General features: G+C 65.9%; 24 protein-coding genes. 9 read left to right on the forward strand and 15 right to left on the reverse strand.

Going from position 1 to position 25,223, the window contains the following annotated elements:
* The 11 genes from JWM94_RS10190 to JWM94_RS10240 all read right to left on the reverse strand — a co-directional run.
* Nucleotides 1-176, reverse strand: a 176-nt coding sequence (locus JWM94_RS10190) for a DUF427 domain-containing protein (protein ID WP_299426160.1), incomplete at its 3' end; no start/stop codon positions are given.
* Between the two features lie 8 nt (nucleotides 177-184).
* Nucleotides 185-313, reverse strand: a complete 129-nt coding sequence (locus tag JWM94_RS10195) for a hypothetical protein (protein ID WP_299426007.1) — start codon at nucleotides 311-313, stop codon at nucleotides 185-187.
* Nucleotides 314-427: 114 nt separating this feature from the next.
* Nucleotides 428-778: a hypothetical protein gene (locus tag JWM94_RS10200; RefSeq protein ID WP_299426009.1), complete on the reverse strand. Its 351-nt coding sequence runs from the start codon at nucleotides 776-778 to the stop codon at nucleotides 428-430.
* A gap of 225 nt (nucleotides 779-1,003) precedes the next feature.
* Nucleotides 1,004-3,583, reverse strand: a complete 2,580-nt coding sequence (locus tag JWM94_RS10205; protein ID WP_299426011.1) for a M10 family metallopeptidase C-terminal domain-containing protein — start codon at nucleotides 3,581-3,583, stop codon at nucleotides 1,004-1,006.
* Between the two features lie 102 nt (nucleotides 3,584-3,685).
* The gene (locus JWM94_RS10210) at nucleotides 3,686-4,045 is read right to left on the reverse strand and encodes a hypothetical protein (RefSeq protein ID WP_299426015.1); all 360 of its coding nucleotides are present in this window, start codon (nucleotides 4,043-4,045) and stop codon (nucleotides 3,686-3,688) included.
* Nucleotides 4,046-4,140: 95 nt separating this feature from the next.
* The gene (locus JWM94_RS10215) at nucleotides 4,141-5,481 is read right to left on the reverse strand and encodes an HlyD family type I secretion periplasmic adaptor subunit (protein ID WP_299426018.1); all 1,341 of its coding nucleotides are present in this window, start codon (nucleotides 5,479-5,481) and stop codon (nucleotides 4,141-4,143) included.
* A complete protein-coding gene (locus JWM94_RS10220; protein WP_299426021.1) occupies nucleotides 5,478-7,214 on the reverse strand; it encodes a type I secretion system permease/ATPase in 1,737 nt (578 codons plus the stop codon). The genes JWM94_RS10215 and JWM94_RS10220 overlap by 4 nt, the downstream gene beginning before the upstream one ends.
* Before the next feature lie 92 nt (nucleotides 7,215-7,306).
* Nucleotides 7,307-8,248 (reverse strand): DUF5996 family protein, encoded by a 942-nt coding sequence (locus tag JWM94_RS10225; RefSeq protein ID WP_299426024.1) that lies wholly within the window; start codon nucleotides 8,246-8,248, stop codon nucleotides 7,307-7,309.
* Nucleotides 8,245-8,451, reverse strand: a complete 207-nt coding sequence (locus JWM94_RS10230; RefSeq protein WP_299426027.1) for a DUF2007 domain-containing protein — start codon at nucleotides 8,449-8,451, stop codon at nucleotides 8,245-8,247. Before JWM94_RS10230 ends, JWM94_RS10225 begins: the two co-directional genes overlap by 4 nt.
* Nucleotides 8,452-8,455: 4 nt before the next feature.
* Nucleotides 8,456-9,883 (reverse strand): metalloprotease TldD, encoded by a 1,428-nt coding sequence (gene tldD / locus JWM94_RS10235; protein ID WP_299426030.1) that lies wholly within the window; start codon nucleotides 9,881-9,883, stop codon nucleotides 8,456-8,458.
* Between the two features lie 18 nt (nucleotides 9,884-9,901).
* Nucleotides 9,902-10,135, reverse strand: a complete 234-nt coding sequence (locus JWM94_RS10240) for a zinc-finger domain-containing protein (protein ID WP_299426163.1) — start codon at nucleotides 10,133-10,135, stop codon at nucleotides 9,902-9,904.
* A gap of 84 nt (nucleotides 10,136-10,219) precedes the next feature.
* Here JWM94_RS10240 and JWM94_RS10245 point away from each other — a divergent pair, with 84 nt between their 5' ends.
* Both JWM94_RS10245 and JWM94_RS10250 read left to right on the forward strand, forming a co-directional pair.
* Nucleotides 10,220-10,954, forward strand: coding sequence for a hypothetical protein (locus JWM94_RS10245; protein WP_299426033.1), 735 nt, complete (start codon nucleotides 10,220-10,222; stop codon nucleotides 10,952-10,954).
* A gap of 36 nt (nucleotides 10,955-10,990) precedes the next feature.
* A complete protein-coding gene (locus JWM94_RS10250; protein WP_299426037.1) occupies nucleotides 10,991-11,914 on the forward strand; it encodes an ABC transporter ATP-binding protein in 924 nt (307 codons plus the stop codon).
* Nucleotides 11,915-11,922: 8 nt separating this feature from the next.
* Here JWM94_RS10250 and JWM94_RS10255 read toward each other — a convergent pair whose 3' ends face one another.
* Complete coding sequence (locus JWM94_RS10255; protein ID WP_299426040.1) at nucleotides 11,923-12,453, reverse strand: hypothetical protein; 531 nt, start codon at nucleotides 12,451-12,453, stop codon at nucleotides 11,923-11,925.
* A gap of 179 nt (nucleotides 12,454-12,632) precedes the next feature.
* Here JWM94_RS10255 and nadB point away from each other — a divergent pair, with 179 nt between their 5' ends.
* From nadB to JWM94_RS10275, 4 genes are all read left to right on the forward strand, one after another.
* A complete protein-coding gene (nadB, locus tag JWM94_RS10260; protein ID WP_299426043.1) occupies nucleotides 12,633-14,219 on the forward strand; it encodes an L-aspartate oxidase in 1,587 nt (528 codons plus the stop codon).
* 139 nt (nucleotides 14,220-14,358) lie between these two features.
* A complete protein-coding gene (bla, locus tag JWM94_RS10265) occupies nucleotides 14,359-15,459 on the forward strand; it encodes a class A beta-lactamase (RefSeq protein WP_299426047.1) in 1,101 nt (366 codons plus the stop codon).
* Nucleotides 15,460-15,708: 249 nt separating this feature from the next.
* Nucleotides 15,709-18,492: a DNA polymerase I gene (gene polA / locus JWM94_RS10270; RefSeq protein WP_299426050.1), complete on the forward strand. Its 2,784-nt coding sequence runs from the start codon at nucleotides 15,709-15,711 to the stop codon at nucleotides 18,490-18,492.
* Between the two features lie 141 nt (nucleotides 18,493-18,633).
* Nucleotides 18,634-20,199 (forward strand): lipopolysaccharide biosynthesis protein, encoded by a 1,566-nt coding sequence (locus JWM94_RS10275; protein ID WP_367185882.1) that lies wholly within the window; start codon nucleotides 18,634-18,636, stop codon nucleotides 20,197-20,199.
* Here JWM94_RS10275 and JWM94_RS10280 read toward each other — a convergent pair whose 3' ends face one another.
* Nucleotides 20,200-20,805 (reverse strand): ankyrin repeat domain-containing protein, encoded by a 606-nt coding sequence (locus tag JWM94_RS10280; RefSeq protein ID WP_299426053.1) that lies wholly within the window; start codon nucleotides 20,803-20,805, stop codon nucleotides 20,200-20,202.
* Nucleotides 20,806-20,876: 71 nt separating this feature from the next.
* Here JWM94_RS10280 and JWM94_RS10285 point away from each other — a divergent pair, with 71 nt between their 5' ends.
* The 3 genes from JWM94_RS10285 to JWM94_RS10295 are packed head-to-tail and all read left to right on the forward strand — an operon-like array spanning nucleotide 20,877 to nucleotide 22,653.
* Nucleotides 20,877-21,458 (forward strand): SCO family protein, encoded by a 582-nt coding sequence (locus JWM94_RS10285; RefSeq protein WP_299426056.1) that lies wholly within the window; start codon nucleotides 20,877-20,879, stop codon nucleotides 21,456-21,458.
* Nucleotides 21,455-21,892 carry a YcgN family cysteine cluster protein gene (locus tag JWM94_RS10290; protein WP_299426059.1) on the forward strand — a complete coding sequence of 146 codons (438 nt, stop codon included), beginning with the start codon at nucleotides 21,455-21,457 and terminating at the stop codon, nucleotides 21,890-21,892. The genes JWM94_RS10285 and JWM94_RS10290 overlap by 4 nt, the downstream gene beginning before the upstream one ends.
* Nucleotides 21,889-22,653 (forward strand): M48 family metallopeptidase, encoded by a 765-nt coding sequence (locus JWM94_RS10295; protein ID WP_299426062.1) that lies wholly within the window; start codon nucleotides 21,889-21,891, stop codon nucleotides 22,651-22,653. Before JWM94_RS10290 ends, JWM94_RS10295 begins: the two co-directional genes overlap by 4 nt.
* Here the strand turns inward: JWM94_RS10295 and JWM94_RS10300 are convergent.
* Both JWM94_RS10300 and msrB read right to left on the reverse strand, forming a co-directional pair.
* Complete coding sequence (locus JWM94_RS10300; RefSeq protein ID WP_299426169.1) at nucleotides 22,629-24,725, reverse strand: transglycosylase domain-containing protein; 2,097 nt, start codon at nucleotides 24,723-24,725, stop codon at nucleotides 22,629-22,631. The genes JWM94_RS10295 and JWM94_RS10300 overlap by 25 nt on opposite strands.
* A gap of 95 nt (nucleotides 24,726-24,820) precedes the next feature.
* A complete protein-coding gene (gene msrB / locus JWM94_RS10305; protein WP_299426066.1) occupies nucleotides 24,821-25,216 on the reverse strand; it encodes a peptide-methionine (R)-S-oxide reductase MsrB in 396 nt (131 codons plus the stop codon).
* Nucleotides 25,217-25,223: the final 7 nt, after the last annotated feature.

Raw genomic sequence — 25,223 nt, forward strand, 5'->3', positions numbered from 1 at the left:
CCCGCTACGATCGTGTAGTAATGCGCGGTTCCTTTCCACGGGCAGATGCTCGTCGTCGCGCTGTCCTCGAGCAAATCGGGCGCGACCGCGGCGAGCGGGAAATACCCATTCTCCTCGACCGTGACGATATCGTCGCTCTTCGCGATCAGCGTGTCGTTCCACCAAGCCTCGGTCATGTCGCGCTTCAGCCCTTGATGTTCACGATCCCGACCGGATTGCCCTTGGTCGTGGGGTTCGACGCATTCGCCTTGGGCGCTTTTTCAGCCTTGGGTTTGCGGACTTCCTTGTTCGATTTCTTCTGGCCCTTGGCCATGGCGATTTCCTTGGGAGGCGGGAGGCCCGGGGCGATTGTCGCACGGTTCGCGCGCCGCGCCTATCCCGGGCGCAAAGCGGGGGTCGGATACTCGTGCCCCCGCCCGGCGTGCGCTTACATCGGCAGCAAAACGCCGTCCCAGCCGAATTGCCGGTCGTCGCCGGTCGATACGCGGATCAGGTTGAGCTGGATCGCCTTCAGGCTGCCCGACGAATCGTCCAGCGTGCCGGTCGCGGCAACATATTGCGTCGCGCCCTGATTGTCGCTGCCCCACAGGGCGAAGGCGGAGTAATTGCGCCCGGTGACGGAGCCCGCTGCCGCCCAGTTTCCGTCGACCGAATAAGCGGTGTTCTTGAACGTCAACGTGCCCGCGACCTGACCGTTCGCGTCGTTATTCTGAAACGCCATGATAACGTCGCGCGACCCGTCCGAATGCGGCTCGCTGCCCATGTTCCATGTCGACATATCGCTTTTTCCCTTGCGCGGCGCCGCGAAAAGGACAGCGCGACTAAAAAGGATAACCCTACCGGCAGCGCCTGTCGTGCGCCATTTCCCCCGCTTTGGCGCGATCGTATCGGGGGTGCATGTCGATCCGCGCTTCTATTCGGGCATCCTATCTGTCGCGGTCGGAGAACGGCCGGCTGGTCCATTGATGTTCTTCGCGGCCGGGTGACGACTTGGCGCCGCGCGTCAGATGAGGAAATCCCCGCTCCCCAGCGATCCGCCGCCCAGGCCCAGCAGCGAGATCGCCATGTCGGCGATGCCGTCGCCGTTGATGTCGACCTGCACGGTGAGATCGGCGCCCGACGTCTCGTAGCGGATTTCGGCGGCCCCGGTGTGGTGGAACGCCTGGGTGTCGATATAGCTGAACCCCTGAATGCCCGGGGTATTGGGATCGCTGTCGAGCAACAGGAAGCCGAGCTTGTCGGTGCCGCTGACGAAATCGGTGATCTTGTCGGGCGCTGCGACGGTCGATGCGCTGGCCGACTGATAGCGGAACGTGTCCGCGCCGCTGCCGCCGGTCAGGATGTCGGCACCCATGCCGCCCTCGATCTTGTCGTCGCCGTTGCCGCCGCTCAGCGTGTCGATTTGCGTACTGCCGCGGATCGCGTCCGACCCGTCGCCGCCGTTGATGATGTTGACCGCGTTGACTGCGCCCTTGACCAGATCGTTGTTGGCGGAGCCGTTGACGGTGATCGTCACGCCCGACCCGCCGAGCAGCTGCTGCAGGTAAAGCTCGCTGTCGCCCGCGCCCATGTTGATCGTCAACGACCCGCCGCCCGACAGCGTGCTGGTCGCGGCAAAACCGGTGTTGAACTGCGTTTCGGTCATCGCCACCGCCGCGCCGCCGGTCAGCTGCAGGCCCTCGAACCCGGCGAGCGTCCCGGTGACCGTGCCCGACGCGCCGAACACCAATGTATCGGTGCCGGCGCCGCCATCGAGTACCGCGTCGCCCACTTGCGCGAACAGCGTGTCGTTGCCGCCATTGCCGTAGAGCGAATCCGCTCCGCCATTGCCGGTGAGCTGATTGTCCGCCGAATTGCCGGTGATCGTGTCGGCGCCGCTGCCGCCGATCGCATTCTCGATCACCGTGCCGCGCGCGATCGAGACGTTGCCGATGCGGCTGCCGATGTTGGAGAAGGTTTCGGCGTTGAGGTTGATCACCTGATTCTGACCGAACCCCGAATAATCGAGCGTGTCGATCCCGCCATTGTCGTAGATTGTATAGCTGTCGGTCGGGAACTGCGTCGCGTCGTAGACCGCCTGGCCCGAAGTGTTGTTGAAGCCATAGGTCGTATTGCCGGTGCGCGTGCTGGTGTTGGTGCCGTACAGGTTGGCGACCGCGACCCCGTCGGCGACCATCGGGGTCAGCACGAATTCCTGGGTGAAGCCCTGCGCCTGGAAATAGGTGTTATCGGTCTGGCTGAAATACGACATCACCGTCGTCGCCCAAGCGTCGTTGAGGTACAGCGAATCCGCCGAATAGCTCGCGCTGCCGTTGTAATTGCCGGCATGGCCGAGCCCGAGCGCGTGGCCGGTTTCGTGGATATAGGTCTGGAACGAATAGCTGTTGAGCCCGGTGCCGTAGTCGGTCAGCCACTGGGTCGAGACGTTGACGTTGGCGCTCGTGGTGATCCCGTTCGAATAGGACGCGCTGGCAAACGCGCCGCTCTGGTTGTCGTCATAGACGATCTGGCCGCCGGTGGTGACTTCGGTGAAGACGATCCCGGTCACGTCGGTCCATTCCGACAGCGCGGCGCGCGCCAGCACTTGCCCGGGGGCGGTCAGTGCCTGGACGTTGAAGGTGATCGATCCACCCGGGCTCACCGCGAAATGGTGGCTGTCGCCGCCCCAGTAACCATTGGTCAGCTGGTTCGCGATCTGGTCGTAGGTGTAGACCACGGGCGTCGGCGTGGTGAAGGCGGTCAGGTTGAACGCGCCGGTGCCGGTCTGATAGGCCGACACGTCGAGATAATAGGTGCCGGTCGCGGTCGCGGTGTAGCGGATCGCCGAGAACGACGCTTCGCCCGAATCGTCGTTGGTCAGGATCTGAGTCCCGCTGGCGTCGCGGAGCGTCAGGATGGTGTCGGTGGCGGTCGCCGCGGTCACCCCGCCGGTGCGGAAGATATAGGTCTGCCCGGCGGTCAGGCTGACGCGGTAGAAATCATGGTCGCCGCTGGTGTCGATATTGCCGTCCACGCTGCCCGTGATCGCCAGGTTGGCGGTCGTCGCGACCGATCCGGCGACCGAGTCGGCGCCGGTCGGCAGCACCGCCGCGACCGACAGATGGAAGGTGGCGGTGCTTTGGTCGGCATAGGTGCCGGCATCGATATAATAGGTGCCGGAAGTGGTCGCCGTATAGCCGATCAGCGAATAGCTGCTGTCCCCCGCGTCGTCGTCGAACGCGAGCTGCGTCCCGCTCGCGTCGCGCAGGACCAGATAGGTATCGGCGCCGGTCGAGTCCGAGGACGTGTGGAAGGTATAGCTGGTGCCCGCGGTCAGCGTGACGCGGTACCAGTCATGGTCGCCGAGCGTGTCGATCGACACGTCGACGCTCGACCCTGGCGTGATCGTCGCGGTGGTCGAGGTATCGCCGCCCACGGTGTCGGCGGCCTGGGGAAGCGGGACCGACACGAAAGCATTGCCGGGCGCGGCGACGGGTCCCTTGACGATCGATTCGCCGCCCGTCTCGAACGTCAGCGCTTCGTCGCTGGCGTCGGCAACGAAATCGCGAGTGGACGGCGAAAGCCGGTCGAGAAAAGTCGTCATGGCGATACCCCTGATAAGCTGGTCGGCTCAGGCCTCAATCATGGGGCGCGATGTTAGTCCAAGACACGCGCTGCGCAATGCCAAAGCGGTTGAGCGAGATTGCTATCGGCGGGGTGGCGCGGCGAGCATGCCGGCCGCGACATCGCGCGCGAGTCGGTCGATATCGACGGCGCGAAATCCACGGTCGGACACTGCCAGTTCGTAGCGCATCGGCGGCTGCGGCCGACCGGCACGAACGCGCGTCACGCTCGCCATGGCGACGCCCTGCGGCAGGAAGCGAAGTTCGACGCTCAGGCCGTCGCCGATCGTCCCGGAAACCTGGGCGGCAATTGGCGTGGCGCTCGCGGTCCCGACCGCGCGGATGAAGCGCGCACACGCCTCAGCATCGGTCATCGGCGGCGCGATCAATTTGGTACCGGTCGCGCTGCAGCGGATGTGCAGCGGCTGCGGTTTCGTCGCCATCGCTCCGGCTCCCACCACCATTACCAGACTCAAGCTGAACAGGCGCATGCGTATCGACATCGCCCGACGCTAGGCGTCGGTGCCGGTCGTGTCGACTATCCCTCGCCGCGCATCGAGTAGCGGATCTGGTCGAGCAACGGCTTGAACAGGAACGACAGGATCGAGCGGTCGTTGGTCTGGACAAACACCTCGGCGGGCATCCCGGCCTTGAGCGCGATCTGCGGCGCCTTGGCCAGTTCCTGCGCGTCGAGCCGCACCTTGATCCGGTAATAGCTCGCGCCGGTGCGCTGGTCGGTGGTGAGGTCGGGCGAGACGAAGATCAGGCTGCCGGCAACGTCCGGCGTGGTCTGGCGGTTGAGCCCGGAAAACGTGACGCGGGCCTTCTGCCCGATGCGCACCTGGTCGATGTCCTGCGGCCGGATTTTCGCATCGACCACCAGATTGTCGCGGTCGGGAACGATTTGCAGCAGCGGCTGATTGGGCGGCACCGCGCTGCCGATGGTCAGGAACGCGATCTTGTCGACCGTGCCCGATTGCGGCGCGCGGATCACGCTGCGGTCGACCAGGTCGCTGGTGGTCGCGACGCGGACTTGCTGGTCGTTGAGTTGGCCGACCACCTCGGCGAGCTGCGTCGCGGCGTCGCTGCGGATTTGCTTGTCGACGTTGAGCATCTGCTCGCTCGCCTCCGAAATGCGCGCGCGCGCCTCGGCGATGTTCGATTGCAGCGCGGCCTTCGACCCGCGCATCTGCACCGCAGTGCGCTCCATCTCGTTGAGCCGGTTGATCGTCACGAGTTGCTTGTCGTGCAACTTGCGAAGCCCCGCGAGCTCGGGCTCGACCAGCACCATCTGCTGATCGAGCGCGGCGATCTGCGCGTTATACGATGCGATCTGCTCTTGATATTGCCGCACGCGCTGGCCGAGCAGCGAAATCGTGCCCGACCGTTCGCGCTGACGCAGCCCGAACAGGCGTTGTTCGCGCAGCATCGCGTCCTTCGCCTTGGGGTCGGTGCTGGCGGTCAGTTCGGGCGGGAACAGGATCGACCCGGCGCCGTCGCGTTCGGCCTCCAGCCGCGCACGCCGCGCGCGCAATTGTTCGAGCCCGAGCGCGGCCGATTCCATCCCGACCGACGACACGCCGACGTCGAACTTCATCAGCACCTGGTCCTTGGTGACGTGATCGCCGTCGCGCACCAGCATCGCGGTCAGGATGCCGCCGGTCGGATGCGCGATCGTCTTGACGCTCGATTCGACCGCGACTTCGCCCGACCCGACCACCGCGCCGCCGACCTGGAGCAACGACGCCAGCCCGAAACAGCCGAACACCAGCACCGCGATCAGGATGAACGCGCGGCGTGTGCGATGGCGCAGCCGCTCGGCGCCGGGATCGGGCTCGGCATCGGGCCAGAAGGTATGCAGCGGCGTTTGCGCGTTCATCCGCCGGCTCGCTTGATCGGGGTCAGGTTGCCCTGGCCGCCCGGCGGGGCGAGCTTAGCCAGCACCTCGTCGCGCGGGCCGAACGCTTGCATCTGGCCACCACGCATCACGAGCAGCAGGTCGGCGACGCCCAGGATTTCGCGGCGATGCGCGACCAGCAGCACGATACCGCCGCGTTGCTTCACGCCCATGACCGCGCGCGCCAGGGCGTTTTCACCCTCTGGATCAAGGTTGGAATTGGGCTCGTCGAGCACGACCAGGAACGGATCGCGATACAGCGCGCGGGCGAGCGCGATGCGCTGGCGCTGACCCGCCGACAGCGTAGATCCATCCTCGCCGACCGCATAATCGTACCCGCCCGGCAATTGCACGATGATGTCGTGTGCGCCCGCCGCCTTGGCAGCGGCAATCACCGCCTCCGACGTCGCGCCGACTTCGAACCGCGCGATATTCTCCGCGATCGTGCCGGCGAACAGTTCGACCGATTGCGGGAGATAGCCGAGATGGCGCCCGAGCGTTTCGGGGTCCCATTGCTGGATCGCCGCGCCGTCGAGCCGCACCGCGCCCGCCGTCGGCCGCCACACCCCGACGACGCCACGCACCAGCGACGACTTGCCCGACGCGCTGGCGCCGATAATGCCGAGCACTTGCCCGGCCTTGACCTGGAAACCGACCCCCGCGACCGTCGTGCGCTGGCTGCCGGGGGGCGCCAAGGAGAGTTGCTCGACGCTCAGCAGATGCTCGGGCGCGGGCAATTCGGTACGGTCGGCGTCGTCGGTCGGGACCTGGCGGAGCAGGTTGTCGAGCCGTCCCCAACTCTGCCGCGCCATAACGAAATTCTTCCAGTTGGCGATCGCCTGATCGACCGGCGCCATCGCGCGGCCCGACAGGATCGAGGAGGCAAAGATGATCCCCGCGGTGGCCTTGCCGTCGATCACCAGCATCGCGCCGACGGTCAGCACCAGCGACTGCAGGAACATCCGCAACACCTTGCTGATCCCGCCCAAGGTGGCGATCGTGTCCGACAGCATCGCCTGCCGGTCGAGATAGTCGTGATGGACGCGGCGCCATTGCAGCATCAGCCGGTCGCGCATGCCGAGCGCGGTGATCACTTCGGCATGGCGCCATTGCCGGTCGCCGAGCGTGCGGCGCTGCGCCATGGTGCTGTTGACTGCGGCGACGTGGCGGCTGGCGGACCGCTCGGCCACCCATGTCAGCGCGGCGAGCGCGATCATGCCGACCAGCGTCACGACGCCAAGCCAGTAATGCACCAGCGTCAGGACCAGCAGGAAGAAGAAGATCCACGGCAAGTCGATCAGCGCGGGCGGGCCGGGGCTGGCGAGGAACGAGCGCAACTGGTCGAGGTCGCGCGTCGGGCTGATCTGTTCCTTCGAATCGGGCCGTTCGAGCGCGATTCGCGCCTCGATCGTCTGCACCCGCCCCGACAGCGAGCGGTCGAGCGACGAGGCGACGTCGGCCAGCATCTTCGACCGCATCACGTCGAACAGGCCGTAAAAGATGTACGCAATGGCGATCATCGCGAACACGCTGAACAGCGTCGGCAGGCTCTGCGATGGCAGCACGCGGTCGTAGACGATCATCAAATAGAGCGACCCGGCGATCGTCAGCAGGTTGACCATCGCGGAGAGCGCGATGATCGCGCCCAGCCCGCCGCGCAACCGCCCGAGCGCGACGAGGATTTCCGAATCCTTCCGGTTTCCCAGCCGTGCCATGATTACGCTCTACCTCAAAGTCGGCGAGCGCCATAGCGCCGCGCGCCGATGAATCCAATGGCTTGATTTTGGGTCGTTTCGTTACACCGCCGTCATACCGCGCGCGGAATGCGGGGGCGGCCGAGCGGGCATTCGAGCGCGGCGCGGTCCCATTTGGCCAGCTCGGCGGCCGCGTCATAGGTCGATTGGCAGAAGGACAGCAGCATGGCTTCCGGGTCGGGCGCGGCGCGCACCGTGTCGTAATCGAGCAGGAATTCGCCCATGTTGGCGTTCCATGCGGCCTCGGCGGGTTCGATTTTAGCAGCGTCATATCCCTCGGGCGACGGATAGGCATAAGCGTAGAACGCCGCCTTGGGATAGGCATCGCTCCCCGCCCAGAAGCCGACGCTGGCTTCCTCATGGCTGTACGCCTCGCACGTCACCGCGTCGGGCAGGCCGGGCATGCCGCCGGGATGCTTCGGTGCGACCCGTCCTGAAAAGCGCGTCGCGGCCAAATCCATGCTGCCCCAGAAGAAATGCACCGGGCTCGCCTTGCCCAGGAACCCGGTGCGGAATTGCTTGAACACGCCGTCGACCGTGACCAGCGCGCGGTGGAAGCGGCGCACCGCGTCGGCGTCCCACGGGCGCTTCACCTTGTCCTCCGCGAACGGGATGGCATCGGGAATCTCGCTAGGCGCATCGCTGACCGTGGCGGCGATGCCGAGATCGGCGAGCATCGCGATCACCACCGCGTACAGATCGGCGATGCTCCGCGCGCCGACCGGGATCATGCGATGCTCGCCATCGCTGGTCGCGACGATCAGCCGCGCGGTCGACAGGTTCAAGTCGATCTGCAGCGTCCGCCCCGGCCCCGCGGGCATCGGCGAAGTCGTCAGCCCGTTAGGCGTGACGTAGAGCGCGACGTGCCAGCTATGGTTGAGCCACGGCGTCAGCGCGAGCCGCACCTTGCCGACGATCTGGGCGATGAGGTGGAGATGCGCGGTCGTGTCGCGCCATTGCGGCCAGTCGAGCGCGGGCCATGTCTCCTGGGTCATTCCGGAAAATCTGCGTCGCTGGCGGCGATGATCGACCTTGCGGCCTCGGCTTCATCCTCGTCCACCAGGATGCCGGTCACTACGCCGCTCCTGTATTCGCTGCTGTAGGGTAACGGAAAGGCGGCAATGCCGTCGGCGTGCAACCGGCCGATGATGATATCGGCGACCATGGTGTCGAACCGGCCGATCTCGATCGCCGCCACGGCGTCAGACCGCCGTCCCGCCGACGGTCAGCCCTTCGAGCAGCAACGTCGGCTGCCCCACGCCCGCCGGCACCGACTGCCCGCCCTTGCCGCACATGCCGACGCCTTCGTCGAGCGCGAAGTCGTGGCCGATGCCGGTGACCTTGGTCAGGCTCGTCGGCCCATCGCCGATCAAGGTCGCGCCCTTGATCGGCGCACCCAATTTGCCGTCCTCGATCAGATACGCCTCGGTGCAGCTGAACACGAACTTGCCGCTGACGATATCGACCTGACCGCCGCCGAACGACTTGGCGAAGATACCCCTCTTAACGCGGGCCATCAGTTCGGCGGGATCGTCCTTGCCGCCCTTCATGAAGGTATTGGTCATCCGCGGCATCGGGGCGTGCGCGAACGATTCGCGGCGGCCATTGCCGGTCGGCGCGACACCCATCAGCCGCGCGTTGAGGCGGTCCTGCATATAGCCCTTGAGGATGCCGTCCTCGATCAGGATCGTCTCGGCAGTGGGGGTGCCCTCGTCGTCGATCGACAGCGACCCGCGTCGGTCGGCGATCGCGCCGTCGTCGACTACGGTGACGCCCGGCGCGGCGACTCTTTCGCCGATCCGGCCCGAGAAGGCAGACGTGCCCTTGCGGTTGAAATCGCCCTCAAGCCCATGCCCGATCGCTTCGTGGAGCAGGATGCCGGGCCAGCCATTGCCGAGCAGCACCGTCATTTCGCCCGCCGGCGCGGCGACCGAGTCGAGGTTGACCAGCGCCTGCGCCAGCGCCTCGTCGATCGCGCGGTTCCACGTCGCGGGCTCCATCAGCGATTCGTAGAGATAGCGACCGCCCAGCCCGAAATTGCCGGTTTCGCGCCGGCCATTGTGCTCGACCACGATCGAGACGTTGAGCCGCACCAGCGGCCGCACGTCGGTCGCGACGAAACCGTCGGCGCGGACGATCTCGACCACATTCCACGATCCCGAGAGGCTGACCGATACTTGCGCGACGCGCGGATCGCGGGCGCGCGCCGCTGCGTCGATCGTCTGGCAGAGGTTCACCTTCTCGGCGAACGGGACGAGATCGAGCGGGTCGGCGTCAGTGTAAAGATGACGGTTGGTCTTGGCCGGGGCGGCGGCCTTGGGACCCGTCGCGGGGTCGATCAGCGCCATCGTCTCGGCGGCGCGGCGGATCGCGGGGGCGCTAATCTCGTTGGCGTGCGCGAACGCGGTGGTCTCGCCCGACACCGCGCGCAGCCCGAACCCCGAATGCGTGTCGTAGCTCGCGGTCTTCAATCGCCCGTCGTCGAACCCGAACGCTTCGGAGCGGGCATATTGCAGATACAGCTCGCCGTCGTCGGCCTTGCCCAGCGCGGCGGCGGTCAGCGCTTGCGCCTCGTCGGGCGACAGCTGGTCGCGATACAGGAACTGGCGGGGGTCGGTCGGGCTGGTCATGCCCGGTATATAAGCGGGTTAGACGCTGGCACCAGCCGGATGATCGGGCAATTGGCTCTGGTCGGCGCCGTCCGCCGGTCCCCCGATCAGCACGAAGCGCCGGTCGCAATAGCCGCAATCGACATAGCCATGCTCGTCAATCTGCAGGAACACGCGCGGATGACCGAGCGCGGCGCCGCCGGGAATGTCGGTCGCCCCGTCGCAAGCGACACGGGGCTGGGAGACGCGGACGAGTTCGGGCGGGGGCAGCATGGTGGCGCGATAGCAAGCGGCACGGGCGGCTTCAATCACCAACGCCGCCTTGCCAAGCGCGGATCGCCGCCGCACCATGGCAGCATGTTTGCTTTCCGCATCGCCGCCGTGGCGCTGATCGCCGCCAGTCCCGTCATCGCCCAGCAGGCGAAGAAGCCTGCGGCGGCCAAAACCCCCGCTGCCAAGCCCGCGTCGGTAAAGCCCAAACCGGCACCCGCAAAGCCGAACCCCAAACCCTCGCTCATCACCATTCCGCCGCTTAGCCATGACGAAAAGGCTGGCTTCAGCGTGCTCCAGGTCGCGGTGCCTGATGCCGACAAGTTCATCGCCGAATGGAAACTGGGCGGCGGCGGCAAGAGCGCCACGACGAAAACGGTCGCCAACCGGCCGCTCTTCACCTTCCTGATCTTTCGCGGGTGCAAGGCGAATGCGGAAGCGCGGTGCGATATCGTCGCCGATTTCGTCATCACGCGGCCCGACGGCACGATCAACGATGAAAACAAAGGCGTCGTGGTGTGGGACAAGGCCGCGCCGACCGATCCCAAGAAGCCGTATCTCGGCGATGGGGCGCTCGGCTATGGCGTCGACGACGAGGGGCCGTTCGGCGACTATCGCGTCGTCGCGACCGTGACCGATCGCGTCGCCGGGGTGACGCTGACGACCGAGCTGACCCTGACGATCGCGCCCGGCAAAGCCGCGGCGCCCGCGAAACCGGTCAAAAAGGCACCGGCCAAGCCGGATCCCGCGCCGGCCGATCCGGCGACGACCGATCCTGCCACGCCGGCGGCGCCCGATCCGGCCGCACCGCCCGCAAAGTGACTTGCGCCAGTCGTCGGCAAGCCTAAGTCCGCTGGCATGACCGACGCCGCGATCTCGATCGACCAGCTTTGCAAGACCTATGCGGGTGGCAAGGTCGCGCTCGATAACGTCTCGTTCGATGTGCCGCGCGGCAGCATCTTCGGGCTGCTGGGCCCCAACGGCGCGGGCAAGTCGACGCTGATCAACATTCTTGCCGGGCTCGTCAACAAGACCAGCGGGCATGCCTCGATCTGGGGCTTCGACATCGACGATCACCCGCGCAACGCCAAGGCGTCGATCGGCATCGTCAACCAGGAAATCCTGTTCGATCCGTTCTTTACGCCCGTCGAAACGCTGGAAATCCAGGCCGGTCTCTACGGCGTGCCCAGGGCGAAGCGCCGCTCGATGGAATTGCTTCGCGCGGTGCATCTCGAGGACAAGGCGAAGGCGTATGCGCGCACCTTGTCGGGCGGGATGAAGCGGCGGCTGATGGTCGCCAAGGCGATGGTCCATTCGCCGCCGGTGCTGGTGCTCGACGAGCCGACCGCGGGGGTCGATATCGAATTGCGCCAACAGCTTTGGGCCTATGTCAAAGAACTCAACCGCCAGGGCGTGACGGTGGTGCTGACCACGCACTATCTCGAGGAAGCCGAGCAATTGTGCGACCGCATCGCGATCATCAACCACGGCCGCGTCATCGCCAACGAACCGACCCGCGAGCTGGTCGGCCGCGCACAGGAAAAGGTCGTCGCACTGACCGTCGACCGCGACGTGACGGTGCCGCCATCGGCGAGCTGTTTCCAGAAAGTCGAGCTCAAGGGCGAGCGCGTGCTCGAAATCACCTATCGCAAGGATCAGGCGAACGCCGGGCAAGTCCTCGCCGCGGTGCAGGGTGATGGATATGGCATCGTCGACGTCTCGACCAAGGAGCCCGATCTGGAAGACGTGTTCCTCAACCTGACTCGGGCTGCCAACGCATAGGGCCGGGTTCAGGCGGCCTTTTTCACCTCTGCAATCATGGTGTCGAGTTCGGCGTCGTTGAGCGCCGCTGCTCGAATAGCGGCGACGAGGATGTCCATCGCCGCCGGGCGCTCTTCCAAGGCGAATACGCGAACTTTGGCCGTTTGCTTCGGGGTCTTGCCCATCGTCGCGCAAACGGTGCGTACTTCCGTGACTGCCGGGTGCTTATCGTTGAGGCCCGCGCGGCGACCCACACCATACTGCGTGCCGCCGAACTTTTCGACGCGCCGCTTGGTGTCCGTCCCGGTCATGTGCGTTTTCCGGAACTGGTCATAGATGCGAGGCGTAACGTCGCGATAGCCGACATATTTGCTGAACGCGACGACCCATCCGCCGCGGCCATCGGGAAAAGCCACCCACTCGACCGCGTGCGAGCAGCCGTTGGCGACCGCATCATGCTCGTTCGTCTTCTTGCCTGCGAGGTTAGCGATCTCTGCCGCAAAACCAATCGTGTTGTCGTGCAACTCCTGCTTCGTCTGCACTAGCGTCGAATTGAACATCGGTTTTCTCCCGAAACATGGCATCGAATATTTGAAGCAATAGAATCGTAAAGTCAAATCCAAACGAAAATAACGCTTCCGACTGGTGAGAGAGGTTGGCCAGTTGGGTTCTGCAACACCTCGCAGAGGGAGCATGCAGGGGCTGTCCTAGTAGGCACCAAATATGCCACGGTGGTCAGATGAGTGGCTTTCACCAATCCGACGTCCTCATCATCGGCTCCGGTGCCGCGGGCCTTACCGCCGCGCTCAATCTCGCCGAGCGGTTCAAGGTCACCGTGCTCGCCAAGGGCGGGCTCGCCGAGGGGTCGACCGCGTGGGCGCAGGGCGGGATCGCGGCGGTGCTCGAACCCGGCGACACGTTCGAAAGCCATATCGAGGACACGATGATCGCCGGCGCGGGGCTCAACGACCGCAAGACGGTCGAGTTCGTCGTCGAAGGCGCGCCGCGCGCGATCGAGCGGTTGATCGACCTCGGCGTGCCGTTCAACGAGGAAGCCGGCGACCTCCATCTGACGCGCGAGGGTGGGCACAGCCATCGCCGCATCGTCCACGTCAACGACGCGACCGGCTGGGCGGTGCAGGAAGCGTTGCTCACCGCGGCGCGCGCGCATGCCAATATCACGCTCGTGCCCGACATGGTGGTGGTCGACCTCGCCACGTCGAAGCATGAGGAACGCTATTCGGGCGCGGGCAATGTCTGGGGCGTCTACGCGGTCAACCGCGCCAGCGGACGGGTCGAACTGTTCACCGCCAATGCGACGATTCTCGCGACCGGCGGGGCCGGCCGGACCTACCTGTTCTCGACCGCGCCGCGTGGTGCGACCGGGGACGGCATCGCGATGGCGTGGCGCGCGGGGTGCCGCATCTCGAACATGGAGATGATGCAGTTCCACCCGACCTGCCTCTACAATCTCGAGGTCAAGAATTTCCTGATCACCGAGGCCGTACGCGGCGAGGGCGGGCAGCTCAAGAACCCCAGGACCGGGCACCGCTTCATGCCCGACGTCGACCCGCGCGCCGAGCTCGCGCCGCGCGATATCGTCGCGCGCGCGATCGATGCCGAGATCAAGCGCGACGGGCTCGACTACGTCCATCTCGACATCAGCCACATGGGCGCCGAGTTCGTCACGCACCATTTCCCGACGATCTACGAGAAGCTGCTCGGGCTTGGCATCGACATGACCAAGGGGCCGATCCCGGTCGTCCCCGCGCAGCATTACACCTGCGGCGGGATCATGGTCGATCTCGACGGGCGCACCGATCTGCCCGGGCTGTATGCGGCGGGCGAGTGCACGCAGTCGGGGCTCCACGGCGCCAATCGCCTCGCCAGCAATTCGCTGCTCGAATGCTTCGTATTCGGGGAAAGCGCGGCGCGGCACATCAACGCGCATTGGGACGATCTGCCGCCGCCCCCCGCGATCCGGCCGTGGGACGAAAGCCGCGTGACCGATTCGGACGAGGAAGTCGTGATCCAGCAGAACTGGACCGAAATCCGCCGCTTCATGTGGAATTACGTGGGGATCGTGCGCACCACCAAGCGGCTCGAACGCGCTGCGCACCGCATCAAGCTGCTCAACGACGAGGTCGGCGATTATTACGGCCATTTCCGCGTGACGCCCGACCTGATCGAGCTGCGCAATCTGCTCCAGACCGCCGATCTGATCGTGCGCTCGGCGCTCCATCGCCACGAATCGCGCGGGCTGCATTTCACGCTCGATTATCCCGAAACATTGCCCGTCGCGGTGGATACGATCCTCGTTCCCTGATTCCGTTAACTATTTCAGACGATTGGGTTGCTCGCCCCACCGCTTTTCAGGCGCGGTTCATCGTGGATCGATAAATTGGGGATTCCTCAACCAAGCCGGGCGATACAGTATCTCCCGGCAACCAAGCGGGCGGGGGTCCATGGGTAATTCAGTGCAGCGTACCAGCAAGATTCTAACGGGTGTGATCGCCGGGTTGGCGATCGCGGGGTGCGTATCCGACAGTCGCCCCAGCCGCATGGCGCGATCGGTACCGCCCCCGGTGGTGTACGCCGCGCCGCGCCCGGTCGTCCAGCCTTTGCCGCCGCGCAACGTCGCGCCGCCCGAGGCGCTGGTCGCATTGGTCCAGTCGCTGACGCGCGATTTCGGCGGCAAGGTCGGGATCGCGGTCAAGAGCCTCGACGACGACTGGACGGTGACGTCGAACGGCGATCTCAAGCTGCCGCAGCAAAGCGTGTCGAAGCTGTGGGTGGCGATGACCGTGCTCGATGCGCGCGACGCCGGCAAATTGAGCCTCGACGATCCGATCACCGTCAAGAAGGAAGACCTCACCCTGTTCAACCAGCCGATCGCGGCGCTGGTGAAGGACGAGGGGTATCAAACCACGGTTGGCGAGTTGCTCCAGCGCGCGCTGACCCAAAGCGACAACACCGCTAACGACCGGTTGCTGCAATATGTCGGCGGGCCGAACGTGGTGCGCGCGTTCCTGTTGAAGAAGGCGATTGCCGACATCCGCTTCGGCCCCGGCGAGCGCGCGCTGCAGAGCCTGACCGCCGGGCTCGACTGGAAACCCGAATATTCGAAGGGCCGTGCGTTCGAGACGGCGCGCGCGCGCATCCCGGCCTCGACCCGGATGGACGCGTTCGAGCGCTATATTGCCGATCCGCCCGACGGCGCCGCACCGCGCGCGATCGCGACCGCGCTCGCCCGCCTCAAGCGCGGCGAACTGCTCTCGCCCGCTTCGACGCAATATCTGATCGGCACGATGGAAATGTCACGCACCGGCAAGCAGCGCATGCGCGGCGCGGTGCCGGAGGGCTGGACGTTCGGGCACAAGACCGGGACCGGGCAGAATTTCGGCGGACGCACCGCTGGCTATAACGATGTCGGCATCCTGATCGCGCCCAACGGCAAGTCCTTTGCGATCGCGGTGATGATCGGCGACACCGCGAAGACGATCCCCGAACGCCAGGCGCTGATGCAGGCGGTGGTGATGGGGGTGGTGAGCAACTACCGCTGGTAGGCCTGTTCTCCCTCTTCCCGGAAGGGGAGAGGGTTGCGCAGACTTAGGCTCGAAGAGCCTTAGTCGGAGCTGGGTGAGGGGTGAGCGATTGCATGGCAATCGCGCGGCGCCATGCGCCGCCCTACCCCTCACCGAGCTACGCTAGACAGCAAGCTGCCAAGCTTCGCTATCCTCTCCCCTAGCAAGGGGAGAGGGAGAAGAGGCGAAAGGCTTTGTCCCGGCGCGCAGCTACGCTATCCCTCGCCCACGATGCCCCATCTCTATCTCGTCGACGGCTCCGGCTACATCTTCCGCGCCTATCATGTGCTCCCGAAGCTGACCAACAAGCACGACGAGCCGGTCGGTGCGGTGTACGGCTATACGACGATGCTGTGGAAGCTCGCCGACGAGCTCCACAAGGCCGACGGACCGACCCATCTCGCGGTGGTGCTCGACAAGTCCGAGCACACGTTCCGCAACGAAATGTACGATCAGTACAAGGCGCAGCGCCCGCCCGCGCCCGAGGATCTCGTCCCGCAATTCCCGATGATTCGCGACGCGACACGTGCCTTTTCGCTGCCGTGCATCGAGGAAGCGGGGTGGGAGGCGGACGATTTGATCGCGTCCTATGCCAAGGCCGCGCTGGCGCAGGGCTGGTCGGTGACGATCATCAGCTCGGACAAGGATTTGATGCAACTCCTGACCGAGCCGAGCATCGATATGCTCGATACGATGCGCGACAAGCGTTTCGGCCCCGCCGAGGTGATGGAGAAGTTCGGCGTCGGGCCGGAGCGGCTCGGAGACGTGCTCGGGCTGATGGGCGACAGCGTCGACAATGTGCCGGGCGTGCCCGGGGTGGGGCCGAAGACCGCGGCCAAGCTGATCAACGAATATGGCGACATCGAAGCCGTGCTCGCCGCCGCGCCGACGATGAAGCCGGGTAAATTGCGCGACAATCTGATCGAGCATGCCGACATGGCGCGCCTCAGCCGCAGGCTGGTCGAACTGGCGTGCGACGTGCCGCTGCCGCAACCGCTCGAGGAGTTCGAGCTTCAGGGTATTCCCGATGCGCCGCTCAGGGCGTTCCTCGAGCATCACGGGTTCAAGACGTTGCTCGCCAAGCTCGGGCAAGTCGCCGATGCGCCCTTGGCCGAACCGGCGCCCGGGCTCCCCGGCGTTCCGGAAGAGGAAGACCCGCCCTGCGATCATGATGCCTACGAAACGGTGGTCGACGAGGCCGCGCTCGATCGCTGGATTCAAGTCGCTCGGCATCAGGGCTGGGTAGCGATCGATACCGAGACGACGGGTGTCGATGCGACGCGCGCCGAACTGGTCGGGGTCAGCATGGCGCTCCACGCCAACCTCGCTTGCTACATCCCGCTGGCGCATGGCGGCACCGACATGTTTGCGGAGAAGCCGGTTCAACTCGACAAGACTGTGGCGCTGGCCAAGCTCAAACCGCTGTTCGAAGACCCGGCGGTGCTCAAGATCGGCCACAACATCAAATACGATTTGATCGTGCTCGCGCGCGCCGGAGAAAGTGTGGGGGGGATCGAGGTCGCGCCATACGATGACACGATCGTGATGAGCTTCGATCTCGACGCCGGGCTCCACGGTCACGGCATGGACGAGCTCGCCGCGACGCACCTGTCGCACAGCTGCATCGCGTTCAAGGACGTGGTGGGGACAGGCAAGAAGCAGCTCGGGTTCGCCGAAATCGATTTGAAGACCGCGACCCGCTACGCCGCCGAGGATGCCGACGTGACGCTTCGGCTGTGGCGCCGGTTCACGCCGCGATTGCCCGCCGAACAAGTCACGCGCGTCTACGAAATGGTCGACCGCCCGCTCCCCGCCGTCATCGGCCGGATGGAGCGGCACGGGATCAAGGTCGATCAGGGCAAGCTTCATCAGCTCTCGACCGATTTCGCATACCAGATCGCCGCGCTGGAGGAGGAAATCCACGGCATCGCCGGGTTCAAGTTCACCATCGGCAGCCCCAAGCAATTGGGCGACGTGCTGTTCGACAAGATGGGGATCAAGGGCGGGCGCAAGGGCAAGTCGGGGGTCTATTCGACCGACGTCAACGAGCTCGAACGGATTGCCGCCGACAAGGATTCGCCGGGCCGCGAGATGGTAGTGAAGGTGCTCGACTGGCGCCAGCTATCGAAGCTCAAGTCGACCTATACCGACGCGCTGCAGGAACAGATCAACCCCGCGACCGGCCGCGTCCACACCAGCTACGGCCTGACCGGCGCGCAGACCGGCCGGCTGTCGTCGACCGACCCCAACCTCCAGAACATTCCGATCCGCACCGAGACCGGCCGCCAGATCCGCGACGCGTTCGTCGCCGAACCGGGCAACGTCATCCTCGCCGCCGATTACTCGCAGATCGAACTGCGCCTCGCCGCGCACATGGCCGACGTCCCCGCGCTCAAGGACGCGTTCGCGCGCGGCGACGACATCCACAGCCTGACCGCGCAGGAATTGTTCGGGGAGGTCAACCGCGACACGCGCGGGCGCGCCAAGACGATCAACTTCGCGATCCTCTACGGCATTTCGCGCTGGGGGCTGGCCGGCCGGCTCGATGTGTCGTCGGATGAAGCGCAGGCGATGATCGACCGCTATTTCGAACGCTTCCCCGGCATCAGCCGCTATATCGCCGACACGACCAACAGCGCGCGTGAGCTTGGCTACACCACAACGTTGTTCGGGCGGAAGACGCACTTTCCGCGGCTCAAATCGAGCGTCCAGCACGAACGCCAGGGCGCCGAGCGCGCCGCGATCAACGCGCCGATCCAGGGCACGAGCGCCGACATCATCAAGCGCGCGATGGCGCGGATGGAGCCGGCGCTGGCGGCGGCGGGACTGACCGGCACGCGCATGCTGCTCCAGGTCCATGACGAATTGGTATTCGAAGTGCCCGAAAGCGAGGTCGAAGCGGCCAAGCCGGTGATCGAACGCGTCATGGCCACGGCGGCCGAACCCGCGGTCAAGCTCGACGTGCCGCTTGCGATCGAAATCGGCACCGGACCGAGCTGGGGCGCGGCACACTAACTTGCACCACTCTACATCCCCTTTTCTCCGTCACCCTGAACTTGTTTCAGGGTCCATCGCGTTCCACACACGGCAGTGGTGGGTAGAGGGGTGGATGCTGAAACAAGTTCAGCATGACGGGTGGTTGTGGGGCACGCGCGCGTGAGCAACCGCACGACCTCGGGCGCCGCCTCCCCCGACGATATGGGCACGCTCGCCAAGGGCGGACGGACCAATATCGGCGGGTTCGCGATCCGGCTGGTGTCGCGGATGCCGTTCCTGTTCGCGGCGGGGCGGCTCTACGGTCCAGACGCGGTCGGGCGCTACGCAATCGCGGTCGTGGTGATCGAGTTCGGTGCGCTGATTGCGACGCTCGGCCTCAAGCGCGGGCTCGCGCTGGCGCTGGCCAAGGGCAAGGACGAGGCCTGTACGGTGTGGGACGCGATGTTGCTGGCGACATTGGTGTCGCTGGCGGCGGGCGGGCTGCTCTTCGCGCTGCCCGAGCTCATGTACCCCGACGGCGTCGTCACGCGCTTCGATCCGTGGTTCGCCTGGACGATCCTGCCGATCGCCTTGTCCGATGTGGCGGTGGCGGCGCTGTCGTATCGCCGCAACTTCCGAGCGGCGGTGACGGCGCGCGCGATCATCGAGCCGTGGACGATCTCGATCGCGGTGCTGGCTTATTATTATGTCGCGCGCGCCGAAGGGCTGACGCTCGCCTATATGACCGCGCTGGTCGCGGCGATGGTCGCCTCGGTCGTGCCGATGGCGCGCGAATTCGGCTGGCCGCGCGGCTGGCGCCCGCATCCCGGGCGCGTCGCGGCGATGGCGCGGCTCAACGCACCGCTGGCCGGTGCAGAGACGATCGAATGGGGCACGCGCAACGTCGATCGCTTCATCCTGGGGATGGTGTTCGAGCCCAAGATCGTCGGCATCTATTATATGGCGCAGCAAATCTCGTCGGTGCCGCAGAAGCTGAAATCGAGCTTCGATCCGATCCTGGGGCCGGTGATCACGCAGAGCCTCGCCAAGAACGACCGCGCCGCGATCGCGCAGCAAGTGCGCCAGGTCGGGTTCTGGATCATGTCGTTCCAGGCGATCGCCGCGCTGATGGGGTCGATCCCGGGCGAAGCGGTGATGGGGCTGATCGGTCCGCAATTCGTGGCCGGCACCGCGGCGTTGGGATTCCTCCTGTGGGGAGAGGTACTGGCGACGCAGGGAGCGGTCAGCGAGGCGGCTTTGGTGTACATGGCGCGGCACCGCAATCTGGCGATTTCGGTCGGGATGCTGCTGTTCCAGATCGCGCTCAGCTTCGCGCTGATCTTCGCGATGCGATGGCTGGATCGATCGGGGTGGATGATCTGGCTGCCTTCGGGTTGGACCAAGCTGAGCTTTCCGCCCAATTACCAGGCGGCGGGACCGGCGGTGGCGCTGATGCTGTCGCTGACGTTGACCTCGCTGATCAAGGCTGGGGTGTTGCGCCGGATGCTCGGCGCGCCGGTGATGGCGTGGCGCTGGTCGTTCCTCGCCGCGATCGCGGCGTCGGTGGTGGTCGGCACGCTGTTCACCTTGCTGCCCAAGCGGTTCGAGTGGGTCGAGCTGGTGGTCGGCGAACCGGCGTTGGTCGGCGCGTTCCTGTTCGTCGTGTGGCGCTGGTCGTTCAAACCCGAGGACCGCACGCTATTCGCGAAATTGCCGGGTGCGGGCGCGGAACCGTTGCCCGCGTAATTACAGTGTGGGGCCAGAGATTGCGCGCCGCGTTTTGACCGGGACATCGGCGAACAGCTTGGCCATCGACGTGTTGCGCGTGTCCGCATTGGCGTAATCGCGCGCCGATTTGCCCGCCAGATAATCCTTGCGGTCGGGGTCGGCGCCGGCATCGAGCAGCGCGCGGACCATCTCCTCGTCGCGGCGCAGCACCGCCTTGATCAGCGGGGTCTGTCCGCCGTCGCCGGCGATGTTGGGGTTGGCCTTGCCCTTCAACAGGATCGGCACCAGCCCGGCATAGCCATGATCGATCGCGACCATCAGCGGCGTGTTGCCCTGGCGATCCTTGAGGTTGGGGTTGGCCCCCTTGGCGAGCAGATAGGCGGTGTAGCGCGAATCGTTGCGCTTCGCGACGATGTGCAGCGCGCTCTCGCCCGAGGTAACGTCCTGTGTGTCGATGATCCGCGTCCCCGGCACGGCGAGGATCTTGTCGACATCCTCGCCCTTGTCGTCGCGCACCGCCTGGAGGAACGCATAGCCGGGCGAACCCTGGAGCTGCGCTGCGGCGGGGAGCGGGGCGGCGAGGAGCGCAGCGGCGAGTGCGAGACGGAGCAGGGGAGCGGCCATGGTTGCGATACCCGTGATGATGTGCGGCGAACTTGCGCGCCCGCCCCTAAACGATCAAGGCTGACGCCGCGATGAATTTCTCCCCAGCTACGATCGTTTTGGCGCTGGCGCTGGCCGCCTGCTCGCCGACCCCGGCCGCGCCACCACCGCTCGCCGGGGCGAAGATCGGGGGCCCCTTCGCGCTGACCGACCAGGATGGCAAGCCCGCCACCGACCGCAGCTTTACGGGCAAATACCGCATCATGTATTTCGGCTATACCTATTGCCCCGACGTGTGCCCGACCACCGCGCAGACCATCGGCGCGGCGATGCGGAACCTCGACAAGAGCGATCCGGTGGTCTCGGCCAAGGTCGTGCCCGTGTTCGTCACGGTCGATCCCGAACGCGACACGCCCGCGGTGATCAAGCAGTTCGTCCGCGCCTTCTACCCGCGCTTCGTCGGACTGACCGGCAGCGTCACGGCGATCAAGACGGTCGCGCGCGAGTACGGCGTGTTTGCCGCCAAGGACAAGCCGACGCCGAATGGCGGCTATCTGGTCGAACATTCCAACGCCGCCTATCTGATGGATCCCGACAACAAGCCGATCGCGTTGCTGCCCACCGATCAGGGCGCCGACGCGACCGCCGACGAGATCAAGCGCTGGGTCAAATGACCACCGACCGATTCTGGGAAACCAAGACCTTGGCCGAGCTCGACCGCGGCCAGTGGGAGGCGTTGTGCGACGGCTGCGGCAAATGCTGCCTGCACAAGTTGGAGGACGACCAGACCGGTGAGCTGTATCCGACCAACGTCGCGTGCAAGTTGCTCGATCGCCGCACTGCGCAGTGCAAGGATTACAAGAACCGGCGCACCTATGTGCCCGATTGCGTCCGGCTGGATGCCGTCAACGCCTTTACCACCGACTGGCTGCCCTCGACGTGCGCGTACCGGTTGCGCGCCAATGGCGAAAAGCTGCCCGACTGGCATTATCTGGTGAGCGGCGACCGTGAGGCGGTGCACCGCGCGGGTGAATCGACGCGCGGCTGGACGGTCAGCGAGGACGATGCGGGGGAGCTCGAATTCCACCTGGTCGATCGCACGCTGTGAGCCTCGATATCGACATCGTGCGCAACGCGCGGTCGCGGCGGATGCGGTTGTCGGTCGATGCGGCAAGCGGGCGTGTGCGGCTGACGTTGCCGCCGCGCGCGTCGTTGAAGCGCGCGATGGCGTGGGCCGACGAGCAACGCGGCTGGATCGAGGCGCAGCGCGTGCGGCTGCCCCAAGCGCGACCGTTCGCGCCGGGGGCGGTGATTCCGGTCGAGGGCGGGGATACGCTTATCGATTGGGACGAAGCGCGATCCAGAACGATCACCCTGGTTCGTCATGCCGGACTTGATCCGGCATCCATGTCCCACCCGAGCAACGAGCATACCGTTTCCCGGACATGGACCCCGGATCAAGTCCGGGGTGACGACAGGTTGGTCTGTGGCGGCCCGCTCGAAGGCCTCCCCCGCCGCATCGAATCCTGGCTGAAGCGCCGCGCGCTGGCCGTCCTGTCCGACGAAACCGCCGAATACGCTGCCAAGGCCGGCGTCACCATCACCCGTGTCTCGGTCGCCGACGCCAAGGCGCGCTGGGGAAGCTGCGCCTCCAGCGGCGCGATCCGCTATAACTGGCGGCTGATCTGCGCGCCGCCGCATGTCCGCCGCGCGACCGTTGCGCACGAAGTCGCACACCGGCTCCACATGAACCACTCGCCCGCTTTCTATGCGGCGTTGCGCGAATTGTACGGCGCCGATCCGGCGCCAGCGCGCGCATGGCTGCGGCGCCACGGCGCAGAGCTTCACTGGCTGGGGCGGCGTTCCTGAACGTCGCGCGGACGGTCGGCCGGGGCTGAGCGGTCGGGCGGCGGGGTGCGCGGCGGTGCCTTGCCGTTACCGGTATCCCCGCCGGTCACGCGGTCGAGCCATTTCTTGTCGAGCCGGTCGCTCTGCTTGGGCGGCCCATCGGGCGCGGTCTGCGGCGCGTCGTTCTCGGAACTTGGCGGTAAGCCGGCGTCGCCGCCACCCGTTGGCGGCTCGTCGGGGGCGATCTGATCCGGGGGTATCGGATTGCCGTCGGGATCGACGAACACGCCGTTGTCGGGCGCGCCGAACCCTTCCTCATTATCGAGCGCGAGATCGGGCAAGGTCACCGCGGTGTCGAATTGCTCGACCGGGCGGCCCGCCGTGGCGATCTTCATGAACGCGGCGAAGGCGCGCGCTGGTGCGGTGCCGCCCTGAAGCCCCGGCACGACCTTGGCGTCGTCGCGGCCCATCCACACGCCAGTGGTCAGCCCCGACGAGAAGCCGATGAACCAGCCGTCCTTGTTCGACGTGGTCGTCCCGGTCTTGCCCGCGACCGGCCGGCCGATCTGCGCGGCGCGGCCGGTGCCGGTGTTGACCGCGGTCTGGAGCAAATCGGTCATTTCCTGCGCGACGTACGGCGCGACCAGCACATGGCTGCGGTCGACTTCGTGCGTGTAGATCGTCTCGCCCATCGAAGTGACCTTGGTGATGCCGTACGGGGTGACGGCAACACCCTTGTTGGCGACCGATGCGAAGGCGCGAGTCATGTCGATCACGCGGACGTCGTTCGATCCCAGCACCATCGATGGGACAACCTGGATCGGGGTCGAGATGCCGAAGCGTCGCGCCATGTCGGCGACGGTCGAGAAACCGACTTCCTCGCCCAGTTTCGCCGCGACGGTGTTGACCGAATAGGCAAACGCGGTGCGCAGATCCATCGCGCCGGCATTGCGGCCCGACGAGTTGCGCGGGCTCCAGCCCTGGATCGTCACCGGCTCGTCGACGACCTGATCGCTCGGCCGCTTGCCGGCCTCGAGCGCGGCCAGATAGACGAACAATTTGAACGACGATCCCGGCTGGCGGAGCGCGGTGATCGAGCGGTTGTAGTTCGACGTGACGTAATCCTTGCCGCCGACCATCGCGCGGACGGCGCCGTCGCGGTCGAGGCTGATCAGCGCGCCCTGCGCGTTGCCCGGCGCGTTGGCGCGGATCGCATTGTCGCCCGCCGCCTGCATCTTGATGTCGATCGTCGTCCACACTTCGAGCGGGCGGCTCGGCTCGTCGATCAGATTCTCGAGCTGGGGCAGCGCCCAGTCGGTGAAATAGCGCACGCTGTTCTGGTTCGGCTCGGGTGCGAGCTTGACCGCCTTGGGATTGGCGGCCGCCGCTTCCGCAGCGGTGATCTTGCCGGTTTCCTTCATCAGCCCGATCACCACCCCGGCGCGGCCGACCGCGGCCTCGGCGTCGGCGGTCGGCGAATAATGCGACGGTGCCTTGACCAGCCCGGCGATGATCGCGGCTTCGTCCAGCGTCAGGTGATCGGCGCCATGGCCGAAGAATTTGCGGCTCGCGGCGTCGATCCCGTACGCGCCGCCGCCGAAATAGACCTTGTTGAGGTACAGTTCGAGCACCTGGTCCTTGGTAAACTTGCGCTCCATTGCCAGCGCCAGGATACCCTCGCGGAACTTGCGGCCGAACTGCTTGGTCGACGACAGAAAGATGTTCCGCGCGAGCTGCTGGGTGATGGTCGACCCCCCCTGCGTCCAATGCCCTTCCTTGAGTCGCACCTCGAACGATCGCGCGACGCCGATCGGGTCGACACCCCAATGGCTGCGGAAGCGGCGATCCTCGACCGCGACCATCGCGTCCTTCATGACTTGCGGAATCTGGTCGTAGGTCAGCCACTCGCCGTAGCTCGGCCCGAGATTGACGATCGGCGTGCCGTCGGCGGCGAGCACGCGGATCATCTGGCCGTTGGGCGAGGATTTGAGCTCGTCGAAGCTGGGGAGTTGCCCGCGGGTCACATAGACGGCGATGACCAGCGCCAGAAACGCCAGAACGAAGGCGATGCCGGTAACGCGCAGCGCCAGCACGAGCCAGCGCCGCCATTTGGGTACGATACGAGTGGAAGCGCGCGCCACGGAAGCGGCGATACCGGGTTAGCGGACTCTCGACAAGCCGGGGTTAACTAAGCCCTCGGTTTGAAGTCGAGGCTGATGGAATTCATGCAATACCTGAGGCCGGTTGGCGGCGGACCATCGGGGAAGACGTGCCCCAAATGGCTGTCGCACCGCGCGCAGCGGCTTTCGGTGCGAGTCATGCCGTGGCTGACGTCGCTATGGTCGGTGACGTGATCGGGCGCGATCGGTTGCGTGAAGCTCGGCCAGCCCGATCCCGAATCGTATTTGTCGGCGCTGTCGAACAGGTCGAGATCGCACGCGGCGCAGTGATAAATGCCATCCGCCTTGTTGTCGTTGTAGATGCCGGCAAAGGCGCGTTCGGTGCCGGCTTCGCGCAGCACGTGATATTGCTCGGGGGTCAGGCGCTGGCGCCATTCGGACTCGGGCAGGGTGAGATGATCCATACCCCGA

It is taken from the genome of Sphingomonas bacterium, assembly GCF_028289855.1.
In the GTDB taxonomy this organism is placed as follows: domain Bacteria; phylum Pseudomonadota; class Alphaproteobacteria; order Sphingomonadales; family Sphingomonadaceae; genus Sphingomonas.